The following is a 15,886-nucleotide window of genomic DNA, read 5'->3' on the forward strand; positions in this document are numbered from 1 at the left end:
TGTAAGAGACTAAAAGTCTATAAAATTTTTAACAGACTATAGGTCTGTTTCGTTTGTGAAATAGATAGTCAATTATTTATTCTTAATTTCCAAGAACGAGTGAATTCGTGTATTCGTGGCAAAAGTCATAGAGGTTAAAACAAAATGCTCTATCACAAATTTCCTTAAAATGCATTTCAAACGAATCGAATATCACGAATTTCTTTCCCTTTCCTTTGGAAAATTAACCCTATATCACACTCACAAATTTTATAATGTACTAGATTTTAATAGTTTTAAAAAAATTATAAACGACTCGACAAAATAAAACTATTAATTCTAATCTGAAAATGTCCCTAACGGGACGAATAAATTATTTTTATCATGTACTAAAGCACTAAATTGTTAATTATATAACAATATGTGCAAAAATAGCAATATTTTATCATTTTTATGTTTATCCTTGGGATTACATTTACTTTCGTCACTTCAAAGAAATCGAATTTTAAGAACAACAATACATGAAAGATAACACCTTATTACAGATTGCGAAGGATTTTGGAAGTCCTGTATACGTCTACGATGCTGAAAAAATCGAATCCCAGTACAAACGTTTAACTAAAGCATTCAGTAAGGTAAAACAGTTGAAACTGAACTACGCAGTTAAGGCATTGTCCAATATTTCTGTCCTTAAATTATTTAACAAATTGGGTTCTGGTATTGATACGGTTTCCATTCAGGAACTAAAATTAGGACTCAAAGCAGGTTTCAAACCAGAAGATATTATTTTCACACCAAATGGCGTATCGCTTGAAGAGATTGAAGAGGCCGCAAAATTAGGTGTTCAAATTAATATTGACAACCTTTCCATATTAGAACAATTTGGCACTAAACATCCTAAAGTTCCGGTTTGTATTCGTATAAATCCGCATGTGATGGCTGGTGGAAATACTAATATTTCCGTTGGACATATTGATAGTAAATTTGGGATTTCGATTCATCAGATACCTTTATTACTTCGAATTGTTGAGAATACCAAAATGAATATCAACGGAATCCACATGCATACAGGAAGTGATATTTTGGATATTGATGTCTTTTTATACGCAAGCGAAATTCTTTTTGAAACGGCCAAAAACTTTAAAACGCTTGAGTTTATAGATTTTGGTTCTGGATTTAAAGTGCCTTATAAAAAAGGCGATATTGAAACTAATATTGAGGAATTGGGCGAGAAATTATCCCAACGTTTCAACGAATTCTGTAAAGCATACGGCAAAGATTTAACCTTGGCCTTTGAACCTGGAAAATTTTTAGTTAGTGAAGCTGGTGTGTTTTTGGCCAAAGTCAATGTAGTGAAACAAACTACTTCTACTGTTTTCGCCCAAATTGATTCAGGGTTTAACCATTTAATTAGGCCAATGTTGTATGGATCTCAGCATGATATTGTTAATATTTCAAATCCAAAAGGTCGGGAGCGCTTTTACTCCGTAGTCGGTTATATCTGTGAAACGGACACCTTTGCAAATAACAGACGGATTTCAGAAATAAACGAAGGTGACATTCTATGTTTTAAAAATGCTGGTGCCTATTGTTATTCCATGGCCAGCAATTATAATTCGCGTTACAGACCTGCTGAAATATTGTGGTATAAAGGCCATGCCCATCTCATTAGAAAACGTGAAACTTTTGATGATATATTGAATAATCAAGTGGAGCTATCTTTATAAAAATTAAAGCGTTGTAATTATCAACGCTTTTTTTTATACCTTTAGCATTACCCTAAGTCTTTTTATCTAACCAATAAAGACTTATGAATAAATCTATCTCCACATTTCTAATCGCATGCTTTTCAGCATGCCTAGTCTTTTCTCAATCAAAGAATTTAAGTTCAGAAGATTTAAAAACAGTTTCCATAGACTCCTGTTTATCATGGATGCGCCAAAATGCCTATACCGGCAAGGATTTAGATAATTTTCACAGCATAGGATTAGAAACGCTTAAGCGAAGTCGAAACGAATCTGACATAAAAACCATAGCAGAAGTACATGAAGAATTAGCCAATTGGCATGGGTATAATGGTACATTTTCGCCAGATTCTGTAGTGAATCATACTGAAAAAGCATTAGACTACTACCTAAAAGGCGATGATAAAATTAAAATTGCAGACACGTACAGAACCCTGTCCATAGATTATATGAATGTACAAGAATTAGACAAGGCACAAGATGTGCTGTTTAAATCCATTGCAATTTATGAAGAACTAAAAAGCGACGAAGGTTTAGGAAATACCTACCGATCTTTGGGTGTGCTCTATCGTGTCATGGAAGATTTTGAAAAATCCATTGCATACACCCTTAAAGCCATTCCTCTTTTAGAAAAGACCGAAAATTATGCTGCCACTGCCATTGCTCAGTTTAGCCTTATACTCGGTTATGGCGAACTTGGAGACTACGAAAAAGCCTATAAAGCTACCGATTATTGTTTAGAACTTGTAAAAACGAAAGTACCGGAAGAAGTCTTTATTCCTGTGAGAGCACATTCTTACAGAGGGGACATTTACCTAAAAGTTAAAGATTACACCAATGCATTAAAAGATTTCATTAAGGCTTGGGAACTGTGCAAAGCTAATATTGGCGAAGAACGTTGTGCCACTTACCGTACCGAAATTGGACAGGTCTATTTGCATCTCAATGACTATAATGAAGCTTTAAAACATCTTTCCGCTGGCGTGAAAGCTTACGAAACAAAAGGCCAAGACGGAATTATAAAACCTTATGAAGATTTATCTGCCACCTATGCGAAACTTGGCGATTTTAAAAATGCCATGCTTTACAAGAATAAAGCCACAGTGAATTCGACAAAAATTCTTGAGGACAAAGTTGCCAATCTTGAAACTGAAGCCGTTATTAAATATGAAACTGGTAAAAAAGACGAAGCATTAGCTTCGCAAGCCTCATTATTGATACAAAAAAGCAAAACCCAAAATTTAATCGTTGCTGTAACAGCTTTATTAGGTCTACTGCTTCTATCCTTATTTTACTTTTTTAATAAAAATAAAAAAGCAACTAAATTAATTAAAGTAAAGAATGCCGAAAATGAATTATTACTAAAGGAAATTCACCATCGCGTTAAAAATAATCTCGAAATGGTAAAAAGCCTTATCGCTTTACAGTCTGCCCAAATGGAAGATTCAGCGAGTAAAGACGCAATGATTGCGAGTCAAAACAGAGTGCAATCTATGGGGATTATTCATCAAAAACTATATCAAGGTACAAATTTAGGTAGTATAGAAATGAAAGATTATTTCTTAAACCTTAGCGAAGGCATTTTGGATACATTTAATGCCGATGAAAAAGTAAAAATTGAATGCGCCATGAACAACTTAGACCTAGATGTGGATACAGCTGTTCCGATTGGTTTAATTGTAAACGAATTATTGACCAATGCCTTGAAATACGCATTTCCAAATGATAAAAAAGGATTAATTTATATAAGTTTAGAAAAAACGAATGGCAATCATTTAAAATTAAAAGTAGCAGATAACGGTATTGGTAAAACTACAGGACTGGCACCAAAAGGCACAGGATTTGGCACGCAATTAGTCAATTTATTAACCCTACAACTTAACGGAAAAATGACCGAACTTAACAAGGATGGCACTTTGTTAGAGTTTGACTTTTTAATAGATACCGCAGCATAATGGAGAAAAAGACCAAAATACTAATTGTAGAGGATGAAATGGTAATTGCAGCGAATATTTCGCTTCAATTGACGGAATTAGGTTATGAAGTCACTGGTATTATACCAAGAGGCGAAGATGCTTTAATTCATCTAGAAGACAATAAACCAGATATTCTACTTTTAGATATTAATTTAAAAGGAAAATTAGATGGTATAGAAACTGCACTTGTGATGCAACAAACGTGTAATATTCCTATTATATATTTAACAGCTAATATTGACGATGCACATTTTAATAGAGCAAAACAAACGCATCCTTATGGCTTTATTTCAAAACCATTTAAGAAATTGGACTTGCAGCGTGCAATAGAATTAACTATAAGCCAACTTCAAACGCAATCTTTAGAGTTAAAAAGTGCTCAGAAAGAAAGCACTAAACCTTTTATACTTAGTGATAGTATTTTTGTGCGGCACCACAATACCATGGTGAAAGTGAGTATTGAGGACATTCTCTATATTGAAGCAGAGCGTAACTACTGCCGTATCTACTCTAAAGCCAAGGAATATCTTTTAGTTATGACCCTAAAAGATCTGGCCGAAAAATTACCACCAAAACATTTTTTACGTGTACATCGTTCATTCATTGTTAACTTATCTCAAATCAATGAAATAGCTACGAGCCATATTGTTATTCAGAAAAAGGCGATTCCGATTAGTAAATCGTTGAAAGAAGAATTATTAAATCGACTGCAAACTATTTAGTTGGACATATATCTTCAATAATAATCTTCGGTAAACAGATCATATCATTCGGGTAGAATAAATAGCCCCTCGTCCTATATCGGTTTTATTTCTTCTTTATAATCAGTTACTTGTGTTAAGAATTCTTACTAGGAATTCGTTTTAATTAACCATTTAAAGCTATTAATTATGAAGATTTTAAAAACAATTTTATTCGTAGCATGTTTTGCATTATTGCTACCAACGACAACACAAGCCCAAGAGGACGAAAGTTTCATCATGGAGCTGACAGAGTACACTATTAAATTTGGTGAAAATTCAAAGTTTACCGATGGGGTGAAAAAATGGAATAAATGTTACAAAGACAATGAGGGAGCCAAAACTTGGAATGTTTGGCATCGTTTACAAGGAAAAGGTAATGTCTATGTCTTGGCCTCGAGTTTAAAAAATTGGGCTGAAATGGATGAAAGTGATGAGGCAGGAAAAGCGTGTCGTTCAATTGCTATGGAATCCATATTGCCTTATATTGAAAGTACCGAGGTAAACACTACACGGTCTGTGCCAGAGTTCAGTCGTAAAGAGGGATTAGGAGATAAGACTATTGTTTGGGTAACCAGTTTTAAAATAAATGATAGCGAGCTTTTTAGAGAAGCTGTAAATGAAATGAGCTCTGCAATAAGCAAAAAAGAAGGCGATAAACGTGGTTACTGGTACCGTGTTATGGGTGGAGAAGGTGCTGATTATTTTGTTTCTACACCTTATAAAGACTTTGCGGATTTAGATACTGATAGAGAAGGTATATGGGAACTATATGAAGATGCTCATGGTAAAGCTAAAGCAAAAGATCTAAAAGAAAAATTTAAGACGGTTATTGATGAGCAATGGAGCTATACTTACACTCTTGAAACAGAACTCAGCATGAAATAAAAGATGCCATTACATCATTTGATTTAATAAATTTATATAATATTTAAAATTAGACAGGCACTATGTGGAGATAGGATCAGTGATAACAATAATTACTTTAAATGGTTTTAGAGTATTTGCTATTAATTAGGGAAATAGTTATTGCTGATCTGCCTGTTTATTATTTCATATCATTCGTTTTGCTATTTGTACCAACTACTAAGTGCATTACAAAACCCTTTGTAATGATACTTTTTATAAAATATTTGAATCTTTTAGTATCGTTGATCTACGCTTCAACATTTAGATAACACCATTTAAATAAACATATCCCATGTTCAACTTAAAAGCCAACAGGAGTCTAACCTCTAATGTTTCAACTCGGTATTTTTCATTTTCTGCCTTATATACTGCACAAGGCATACCAGAAGGCATTACTTTTTTTGCAATTCCTGCTTGGTTGGCCATGAATGGTAAATCACCTTTAGAAATTGCGGCTTTCGTTGGCGTTATCGGGATTCCGTGGAGTTTCAAATTATTTATTGCGCCTCTCATGGACCGTTTTACGTTTCTAGCTATGGGAAGAAAGCGACCTTGGGTCATATTCGGGCAACTCGGTCTTATATTAAGTTTCTTAAGTATAGGTTTTGTTTCTGATCCATTAAATAATCACTCAGGCCTTATGATCACTGGTTTCTTAATTAGTTTTTTTGGTGCTTTTCAAGATGTTGCCACAGACGGTATGGCTGTTGATGTGATTCCTGCTGATGAACAAGCTAGGGCAAACGGATTAATGTGGGGAAGTAAAACTATTGGAATTTCCTTATCGTTAGTAATAGGTACAGCCTTAATAAACAGTATTGGATTTACGCTAGCCATAGCCTCGTTATCTATTGTTGTAGCATTAATTATGCTGGTTCCAGTATACTTTACCGAACGACCTGGCGAAAAAATAATGCCATGGTCAAAAGGACAAGCTTCTGAAGACTCTAAACAAACACAATTAAGAAGTTGGTCGCAAATATTGAAAAGCTTATATCGTGTTGTAAAATTACGATCCAGTATCATTTTTTGCATAGCTTCTTTTATAATAGGCATTATGTATGGTTTAGTAGATACGCTACTCCCTATTTTCACCATTCAAGAGTTGGGATGGTCCAACACTACATTTTCCCAAGTCTTTTCTGTGACTTCAATTATAGCTGGTTTTTTAGGCATGTTTATCGGTGGCTACTTAGTCGATTACTTCGGGAAACTAAAAATGTTAACACTCTATTTGGCAATAATTACCATACTTATTGCTGTATTTGCTTTTTTAAATAATTTATGGGCCAACACCATGGTGATGTACGGATTTATATTATGCTATTACACTTTATATACCTTTTTGTGTATCGCAGTTTTTGCTTCTGCGATGCATCTATGTTGGAAAACAGTAGCTGCCACGCAATTTACCTTATACATGGCGATTTCTAACATGGGACGAGCAGCTGGCGCGACATTATTAGGGGTTCTAAAAACTAGTTTTAGTTGGGAATATGTGTTTCTCTTTATTGCGGTACTACCATTAACAATGGCTGTTATGATGCAATTTATCAGTTTTAGTAAACACAGAATAAGAGTAGATGCCTTTAAAATTTTAAATAAGGTACTAGTTACGCCTCAGATTATTAAAGATTAAAAAATAGCATAACAACATACAAGCGGTACGCAAGAATTGGATAGGTAGTGACGACGCGATGTTTTAAAATATTATGAAATTTTTGCTATTAATTAATGATAAGTTACTGCTGATTTATCTGTCTTATTAAAATATTTTATACTAAAATGAAAACTATACCCAGCAAAACAGAACGCCTTCATGCCTTAGATTCGCTTAGAGCGATTATGATGCTATTAGGAGTTGTGCTGCATTCCGTAATTACATATATTGGAGGCGAACCCTATGCGGCCTGGCCTATAAGGGATCCCAATAACTTTAATACCAATTTAGAATGGATTTCATCCTATATTCATGTGTTTAGAATGCCAATTTTTATGGTGGTTGCAGGTTTTTTTGCCGCCCTATTATTTTATGAACGAGGTACACGCCAAATGTTCAAAAACAGAATGAGTCGTATAGCGTTGCCTTTTTTAGTTTTTGTCATACTGCTTTTTGTTCCTGTAGCAGGTGGCATGAAATATACCTTAAACATATTTGCGTCTGTCCCTAATGCTTTGGCAGAGACGACCGCGCAATTCACAACCTTTAGTGATTTTGTACCAACTAGAACCCTGCATTTATGGTTTTTATATTACCTCATCATGTTTTCTTTAGTGTCTTTTCTGTTAGGATTACTTTTTAAAAAACTGCCAAAAGCATCTCAACATATCCATATAGCTTTTCACTACATATTTAAGCATTCTATTCTTCGACTGTTTGTATTCACATTTATAACGGTGTTAATCCTAATTTTTATGAATAGATATTGGGTCAATACTTCAACGAGCTTTGTACCAGACTTTAGTACTTTTATCTTTTACTTCTTTTTCTACATGTTTGGGTGGCTACTATTTAAATCGAAATCGCTTTTGAAAAGTTTTATGAAACACGATTGGCTATACACCATTTTAGGCACACTTCTTTTTACTTGGTATTTTATTGCCGATACAGAGGTAATGGATTTATGGGTAATTATAACCATAAGATCTTTAGCTTGCTGGTTACTCACATTTGGATTTACTGGACTATTTGTGCGTTACGGAAGTCACCACTCTGCAAGAATGCGTTATATCTCAGACGCCTCCTATTGGGTTTATTTATTGCATCTCCCATTAACGATTATAATTCCTGCTTTAATTGCCGAATGGAATATATCAGGAGTTTTAAAATTTTTATTTGTAACACTTACGACTAGTAGTATTTGTTTTGTTACCTATCATTATTTTGTTAGAAATACATTTATCGGGAAATTTTTAAACGGTAAAAAGTATAGCCGAAGAATAAGTGACATAAAACATGTGGAAATTTCTAAAATGAAACTAATTAGGGATAAATAGTCGCTTCAGACCTTTAAAACCTAAATAGTGTGAAAATTTATAAATTTATGATTCCTCTGGTCTTAAATTTTTAAATACTAAGACCAATGTCATCAATCAAATTAAACAGAACAGAATCAGTTAATATCCTAAACAATTCGAAAATAAAATGGATTTAAAACACGTCTCATCAAAACATGTGAAACTTTTGATGATTTATTGAATAATCAGATAGAAGTGAATTTATGATTTCAAATAAATACCAACTGGGTTAATTTTTTATGTGATTAAAGCACGCTCCAATGTGCATTACAATTATCTTTGGTATGTTATACAAACTTCTATGATACAAATTGCGCCTAAAGTAATACGCCAAGTTTTTGTTTTACTATTGATCTTGCTTTTCGGAAGCTTGATTTTCCGTGAAATGCTACCTTATTTAACTGGCGTTTTGGGAGCTGTAACGTTTTATATTTTATTACGGAAATTTATGAAAAAGCTGGTATCCAAATACAATTGGAAACCTTCTTTAGCAGCTTTAACCCTTATGTTAGGTTCTTTTATAGTGATACTCATTCCGCTAACTGGTTTTGGTTTCATGTTGGGAAATAAAATTTCTGAAGCTGCCAATAATAGTGGAAAAGTTATTAAGGCCTTTAAAGAACAAATCACCCGATTAGAGTTGAGCACAGGCTTTGATATCAACTCTCAAATCGATACGCAATCCATAACCTCATGGATTTCCACAAACCTTCAGAATATGGCGGGCAATACTTTTAACCTAATTATCGCTATTGGTTTAATGTACTTTATGCTCTATTTTATGCTGACAAACCGAAATGAATTAAGACAATCGTTACGCGATTATATTCCAATGAATAATGATAACATTAGCAATATTGGAAAAGAAATACAAGCCATGGTAAAATCTAATGCCATAGGCATTCCACTTGTAGCATTAGCACAAGGCATTATTGCGCTAATCGGTTTTCTGATTTTTGGAATCGAAGATCCGTTCTTTTGGTTTGTAATAGTTACTATAGGCTCCATGATTCCATTTGTTGGGACACTAGTTGGTATCTTGCCTGTATTTATTTTAACACTATCCAATGGCCATACTTTTCAGGCCTGGGGAATCTTAATCTATGGCCTTGTGGTGGTAGGCTCTACGGATAATATAATTCGGTTATACGTTTTAAAAAAACTAGATGATGTGCATCCGTTAATTACACTTATTGGAGTCATTGTTGGTGTTCCTCTTTTTGGCTTTATAGGCCTCATCTTTGGTCCTTTATTAATTAGTGTTTTTGTGGCGCTAGTAAAGATTTATAAAGATGAATATGGTAGGTCTGTTGAGAGTCAATCGGAGGATCGTTTGTAACCGAGTCAAGTTGCCAAAAATATTCCAATTATAAGTGAAGCTATAATTTTAAAGTCTCGGCATTTCTGATTTTTACTCACGATTCCAAAGTAAACACCAACAAGAACCTAACTGATAATCAATAACAGGAATAGATATAGTAATGGTATTTGTCGTGATCCTATTTGTTAGGTATCTGATTGGTATCCAAATATATTGGAATGAAAAAAAGATAAAGTTGATGACGCCAATTAAATTCTATCCACTCCTTGAAAATGTTAAGCCATTTCCATATAAATCATAAAAAGCGAACTCCATAGCTCCCCATGGTGTTTCTTTTAATGACGTGTTATCATGAAAAACATCTTGAGTTTTGTATTCGAGGTACAACGCTTCAATGTTTTCTACATAAATGCGCAACATAGGCCTGTCCACGCCTTTCACCCATTCTACGGAATCGTGCCATTGTAAGTGAATTTCAACACCATCTCGAGACACTCCTGCGTAGCCATGAGCATCTGTTGTATCCGTAAATGCTAATTTAAATCCTAATTTTTTGACATAGAACTCAACAGCTTCAGTGACATCCTTAACGGGAAGTACTGGATATATTTCTTTTAGATAACCTTTAGTATTCATTAGTCTTTAATTTTTCCTGAGAAAAAATTCACCTTAGAACTTATCGGATTTCCGGTAGTACGTCGGTAAATAGATAATTGGCCACAATGCCATATGGCATCTGCAATTGGTCCATTTACTTGATTCCAAAATGGAATTTCTTCTTCTCCAAATATGATTTTAAATTGCGAAACATCATCACTTTCCCTTAAAATATCTGCTGCTGTTTTAAGATTTTGTAATGTTTTAGAACGTAGTTCTAAATAACTTAAACCCTCTTTATCTTTTGAATTTGGCTGCTTTAAAGTTGAATTGACTATAACTCTAGACAAATCATAAATATGCTGAATGGTTTCCAACGACGTCCTTCCGTTGTCATTTGCCTTATAAGCCAAATCTTTTTCAGTTAAGCTATCCGAAGCCCAATAAAACCGAAAGCCCAATGCATCAACCATTCTTGCTGCCATTGTACCTGCTGTGAATTTGTCTGAGTATTCTGGAACTTCATAGTATGGTAATTTTTCGTCTGTTTGAGCACACGATAGTTGTGTGACTAGCAATATTAAAAGAAGTACTAAATGTTTCATGTTTACTATTACAATTTTATATCATCATCAGTGTGAAGTTTTCCATCTTTTCCTTTAGAAACGAGGATATAATTTAAGTTATCATTAGTCAATTCATAATGAAAATGATTATTCCATGAATCTATAAGTAAATTTTTATGCAATGGGTTATTTCTTATAATCTTACTTAAATCTGACGGATACTTTTGAAATTTTTTCTTTTCTGCTTCTAAAAGCGTCTGAATTGTGTTTAACTGTTTTATCGTTTTATTTTCAGCTGCAGGTCTTGAAAAGAAATAGAAAAACAGACCACCCGAAATTGACAATACGATAAGTGCAATGACATAAATTTTAGTCGAAGGATAAACCATGGTCTTCTTAGGCAGGTTATGTTCCTTTTCATATTTGCGTTGTGCTTTTTTCTTTTTCCAAAACTTATAGTCTTCAAAAAATAATAGTAGCTCTGCAAATATTTCGGCAAACCACATTTCAGTCTTTTATTTCAGACGCGTTCTGTATGGGATTAATCCCATATTTATCGAACAAATATACCAAAGCCGTCATCGTTGCCGCACCAAGTTCCAGTTCACGTTTATTCACATGTTCAAAAGTATCGTTTGCTGCATGGTGATGGTCAAAATAACGTTGCGAATCTGGTCGTAAACCCGCCAATACATTGGTGTCCGATTTCAAAGGACCAACATCTGCTCCACTTCCACCCAATTCAAAATAATGAATTAAATAAGGCTTGAACAAGGCTTTCCAACCTAATACCTGATTGAAATTTGCATCATTGGCAGCAAACGAAAATCCTCTAGGTGTAAATCCACCAGCATCACTTTCCAAAGCAAAAATATGATTCTCGTTTTTTTCTTTAGCCACTTTGGCATATTCCGTAGCACCTCGTAGTCCGTTTTCTTCATTCATAAATAAAACGACCCTTATGCTGCGTTTCGGTTTGATTCCGCTTGCCATCAATAGTCTTAAAACATCCATTGATTGCACTACGCCTGCGCCATCATCGTGTGCGCCATCGCCTAAATCCCAAGAATCTAAATGACCGCCAACTAAGATATATTCATTCGGAAATTTACTTCCCGTAATTTCCCCTATAACATTGTAGGATTGCACATCTTCAAATTGCTGACAATTTTGCTTGAAGTAAAATTGAAGTGCTTTGTTTTTCTTTAATGCCTTACTTAATTTATCAGCATCATTGGTACTTATGGCCGCAGAAGGAATGCGTTGCTCCACTGGTAAGTCGCCATAACTCATACTACCAGTGTGTGGTAAATCGTCCTGCCGTAAATTCATTGAGCGTACAATGACACCGACAGCGCCAAACTTGCCGGCCTCCTTGGCACCAGAATAGCGCTGATCCACACAACCCCCATAAGCATTAAAAGTGCTTATTAAATCGGCCTGCATAGGTCTGTTGAAAAACACAATTTTTCCTTCAATATTTTCTTTGCCTAGAACGGTCAGCTCGTCTAAACCTTTTACTTCGATGACCTTTGCGGAAATACCATCTTCTGGCGTAGCAATGGAACCGCCTAAAGCACAAATATTGACTTCTTTAACAAAACCCGAAACTTCAAAAAAGGCTTTTTCCTTTTCGCCTCTTTCCCATTTTGGAACCATAACAGGTTGCAGCCACACCTTGTCCAAACCTAATTTTTCAAGTTCTGCTTTGGTATATTGAACAGCTAATTCCGCATTTTTAGAACCCGATAATCGTCCACCAATTTGATTAGACAAATGATCTAACCAATCGTAACTCTTGCCGTTGGTCAACGACGTTGTGTAAACCGTTTTTAAAACCGCTTCATCATCTTGAGCATAGTTACATGTCACAAAGCCACATATAATTAGTGTCAGAAGTCTAACTTTCATTTTTAAGTTGTGCTTTATAGGAATCTATATTCTCTTTTTGATGGTCTGGTAATTCTGGTTCTTTGATATCATCGTATGCCTTTAAGGTATCATAGAGAATTTTAGCTACAATATATCTTGCTGTTGGTTTATCGTCAGCAGGAATGTTGTACCATGGCGCATGTGATTTTGATGTTCTGTTCAAAGCATCTTCATAACATTTTTGGTAACTATCCCAAAGTTCCCGTTCGTCCAAATCGTCTGGAGAGAATTTCCAATTTTTACTCGGTTTGTTGAGTCGTCTTAGTAATCTGTTTTTTTGCTCGTCTTTAGATACATTCAAAAAGAACTTGAAAATTATCGTTCCATTATCTGCAATATGCTTTTCAAAATTATTGATTTCATTGAATCTATTATTCCAAAACGCCTCGTCAACATCATCTAAACTATTAATGTTTGGCATGTTTTCATACATCAAATATTCAGGATGCACCCTTGTGACCAATACATTTTCGTAATGCGTTCTGTTGAATATTCCGAATTTTCCCCTAGCTGGTAATGCTTTGATATGCCTCCAAAGGTAATCGTGCTTCAGCTCTAACTCTGTTGGTTTTTTAAAACTGTGTGCGACAATTCCCCTAACATTAAATTCCTTAAAAACTTCACGAATCAAACTATCCTTTCCTGCTGTATCCATACCTTGAATACAAAATAACACAGCATATTTTCCATGAGCGTACATGGTATTCTGAATGTCTGCTAAATCTTCACTTACGTTTCTAAGTTCTTTTTCAATCTTCTTTTCTTTTTCTTCTAAATCAAATGACGTTGGCAAATCCTTGATGTTGATTTGAGATGAAATTTTAAAATCGTCTATGTCTATGTCTTTCATTGGTAACTATTATAATTTTACGGATAATCTATGAAACTAGTTGAATAACTTTAAGACACGAATTTCACTAATTAACACGAACGAATACGTGAAAAATAATTTAGGAAAAAAGTCAGAAACAGAAAAATCCGAAGATTTTTATATTTGTGAAAATTCGTGAAATTCGTGTCTAATTATTTCAACTCATTTTTATTATTAATTTATTTGGAAGCAAAAGCCTTTACATCACTTTCGCTAACCTCTTTTTCGCCTAAAATAATTAATCGTTCCACGACATTACGTAACTCACGAATATTCCCGGTCCAATCATAATTTTGAAGTAATTTCACAGCTTTATCCGAAAATGATTTTTCGGCAGTTCCTTGTTCTTTGGAAATTTTTTCGGCGAAATAATTGATTAAAAGTGGAATATCATTGCGTCTATCATTCAAAGCAGGCACTTCAATTAAAATAACGGCTAACCTATGGTATAAATCTTCCCTGAATTTACCCTCTTCAATTTCTTTTTTAAGGTTTTTGTTAGTCGCAGCAACGACCCTAACGTTTACCTTTATGTCTTTGTCGCTTCCCACGCGTTGTATTCTACTTTCTTGCAATGCACGCAAAACTTTTGCTTGAGCCGACAAACTCATATCTCCAATTTCATCTAAGAAAATAGTGCCACCATTGGCGGCCTCAAATTTACCTGCCCTATCTTTTGCGGCAGATGTAAAAGCGCCTTTAACGTGCCCAAATAATTCACTTTCTATCAATTCTGAAGGAATTGCGGCACAATTCACCTCAATCATTGGCCCTTTTGAACGTTCACTCTTTTGGTGCAACCAGTGTGCTACCAGTTCTTTTCCTGTACCGTTTGGACCAGTGATCAGCACTCGTGCATCAGTTGGTGCCACTTTGTCAATCATATCTTTGATGCGCGCAATGCCATCACTTTCTCCGACCATCTCGTAGTTTTTACTGACTTTTTTCTTCAGCATTTTATTTTCAACGACGAGTTCTTTTCGGTCTAAAGCAATTCTAACGGTATTTAATAGCCGGTTTAAATCCGGTGGTTTTGAGATATAATCAAAAGCCCCTAAACGCATGGTATTTACTGCGGTATCCAAATCGCCATGACCAGATATCATCACCATTGGTATTTCTGGTTTTATCTTTTTTACGGCTTCGAGCACTTCAACTCCATCCATTTTTGGCATTTTTATATCACAGAGCACCAAGTCGTAATCTTCATTTTTTATTTTTTCGATGCCCTCTAAACCGTCTTGTGCTTCTTCAACTACATACGCATCGTTTTCCTCTGAAAGGATCTTAAACAATACACGACGAATAGCAGCTTCATCTTCTATTATTAAAATTTTTGGCATAATTATATTTTAAATTTAAATCCTGTTCTAAAGTAAAATGTTCCCTTTTCGTCTATGGTATATATATCCTCTCGTTCATTATCCCTTAAGCGATAGTCATTGGAAATGGTGTAAGCCACATACCCATAATACATAATATGATCTGTAAAATAATGCTCATAACCCAAACCTCCTAATATGGTGGTCATAGAAATGTTTTCAGCAACTTTGCCATTGACCATTTTATTGCCTTGAATATTGGCAAAGAAATTGTCTAAGGTTAAAAATGCTTGAACATGGTTAACATCATCAAATTTATAGCGAATATTGGTTTTGGGCACACCTAAAGTGTAGGTCCAATCTGGATGAAACTCTCTATAATAATTTAAAATCGGCAGCGGGAAATCTCTACCAGGAGTAGTAGTATATTGCAAACCAATGATTAAACGATCTGGTTTGGCACCCTCTTCCCTATTTTTTGTTCTGTCTCTTATGGCATAGATGTTACCCACGTAAATATAATCATCTGAAGTAAGTTTGGTCTCAAAATTAGATTGAAGTCTCATACCACCTTTGATTGCATATATCCAGTCACCCGAGCTTCTATATAAATAACCCAACGAAGCTTCTATGCGCTGTACACTTTTAAGGTCTTCGGTTGTGAACGGCACATCTTGCAATCCCAAATCGATATAACGATACTCGCCTCCTACAACTATAAAATTGTCTTTTTTAAACTCTAAGGGCAACTGAAAAAACGTTCGGAAGCGATTGATGCTATTTCCTGAGTCATTATTTGGAATGTTTAGATATTCAATTCTGAATAAATCCGATGATTGTGCTTGTAATGCAAACACCATCATCATCAAACTTATGGTTAAAAATGATTCTATTTTTTTTATTGACATTT

Annotated in this window: 14 protein-coding genes; 7 read left to right on the forward strand and 7 right to left on the reverse strand. The window is 34.7% G+C overall.

Annotation, left to right across the window (positions count from 1 at the left end):
- The first annotated feature begins 500 nt into the window (after positions 1-500).
- From lysA to HM987_RS12825, 7 genes are all read left to right on the forward strand, one after another.
- Positions 501-1,706 carry a diaminopimelate decarboxylase gene (gene lysA, locus HM987_RS12795; RefSeq protein ID WP_179008458.1) on the forward strand — a complete coding sequence of 402 codons (1,206 nt, stop codon included), beginning with the start codon at positions 501-503 and terminating at the stop codon, positions 1,704-1,706.
- Positions 1,707-1,789: 83 nt separating this feature from the next.
- Positions 1,790-3,679 (forward strand): tetratricopeptide repeat-containing sensor histidine kinase, encoded by a 1,890-nt coding sequence (locus HM987_RS12800; RefSeq protein ID WP_179008459.1) that lies wholly within the window; start codon positions 1,790-1,792, stop codon positions 3,677-3,679.
- A complete protein-coding gene (locus HM987_RS12805) occupies positions 3,679-4,422 on the forward strand; it encodes a LytR/AlgR family response regulator transcription factor (RefSeq protein WP_179008460.1) in 744 nt (247 codons plus the stop codon). Before HM987_RS12800 ends, HM987_RS12805 begins: the two co-directional genes overlap by 1 nt.
- 168 nt (positions 4,423-4,590) lie before the next feature.
- Positions 4,591-5,328 (forward strand): hypothetical protein, encoded by a 738-nt coding sequence (locus HM987_RS12810; protein WP_179008461.1) that lies wholly within the window; start codon positions 4,591-4,593, stop codon positions 5,326-5,328.
- A 313-nt stretch (positions 5,329-5,641) separates the two neighbouring features.
- Complete coding sequence (locus HM987_RS12815; RefSeq protein WP_179008462.1) at positions 5,642-6,988, forward strand: MFS transporter; 1,347 nt, start codon at positions 5,642-5,644, stop codon at positions 6,986-6,988.
- A gap of 146 nt (positions 6,989-7,134) precedes the next feature.
- The gene (locus HM987_RS12820) at positions 7,135-8,346 is read left to right on the forward strand and encodes an acyltransferase family protein (RefSeq protein WP_179008463.1); all 1,212 of its coding nucleotides are present in this window, start codon (positions 7,135-7,137) and stop codon (positions 8,344-8,346) included.
- A gap of 322 nt (positions 8,347-8,668) precedes the next feature.
- A complete protein-coding gene (locus HM987_RS12825) occupies positions 8,669-9,706 on the forward strand; it encodes an AI-2E family transporter (RefSeq protein ID WP_179008464.1) in 1,038 nt (345 codons plus the stop codon).
- Positions 9,707-9,943: 237 nt separating this feature from the next.
- Here the strand turns inward: HM987_RS12825 and HM987_RS12830 are convergent, their stop codons facing one another.
- From HM987_RS12830 to HM987_RS12860, 7 genes are all read right to left on the reverse strand, one after another.
- Positions 9,944-10,324: a bleomycin resistance protein gene (locus HM987_RS12830; protein ID WP_179008465.1), complete on the reverse strand. Its 381-nt coding sequence runs from the start codon at positions 10,322-10,324 to the stop codon at positions 9,944-9,946.
- Positions 10,324-10,890: a hypothetical protein gene (locus tag HM987_RS12835; protein WP_179008466.1), complete on the reverse strand. Its 567-nt coding sequence runs from the start codon at positions 10,888-10,890 to the stop codon at positions 10,324-10,326. The genes HM987_RS12830 and HM987_RS12835 overlap by 1 nt, the downstream gene beginning before the upstream one ends.
- A gap of 8 nt (positions 10,891-10,898) precedes the next feature.
- On the reverse strand, positions 10,899-11,357 hold the full coding sequence (locus tag HM987_RS12840) for a type II secretion system protein GspG (protein WP_179008467.1): 459 nt from the start codon (positions 11,355-11,357) through the stop codon (positions 10,899-10,901).
- Between the two features lies 1 nt (position 11,358).
- Complete coding sequence (locus tag HM987_RS12845; RefSeq protein ID WP_179008468.1) at positions 11,359-12,762, reverse strand: M20/M25/M40 family metallo-hydrolase; 1,404 nt, start codon at positions 12,760-12,762, stop codon at positions 11,359-11,361.
- Positions 12,752-13,633 (reverse strand): PPK2 family polyphosphate kinase, encoded by an 882-nt coding sequence (locus tag HM987_RS12850; RefSeq protein WP_179008469.1) that lies wholly within the window; start codon positions 13,631-13,633, stop codon positions 12,752-12,754. Before HM987_RS12850 ends, HM987_RS12845 begins: the two co-directional genes overlap by 11 nt.
- A 200-nt stretch (positions 13,634-13,833) precedes the next feature.
- Entirely contained in the window at positions 13,834-14,997 is a 1,164-nt protein-coding gene (locus HM987_RS12855; protein ID WP_179008470.1) for a sigma-54-dependent transcriptional regulator, read from the reverse strand.
- Positions 14,998-14,999: 2 nt separating this feature from the next.
- A complete protein-coding gene (locus tag HM987_RS12860; protein ID WP_229724448.1) occupies positions 15,000-15,884 on the reverse strand; it encodes a hypothetical protein in 885 nt (294 codons plus the stop codon).
- Between the last annotated feature and the right edge of the window lie 2 nt (positions 15,885-15,886).

The sequence above is a fragment of the Winogradskyella forsetii genome, from assembly GCF_013394595.1.
GTDB lineage: Bacteria > Bacteroidota > Bacteroidia > Flavobacteriales > Flavobacteriaceae > Winogradskyella > Winogradskyella forsetii.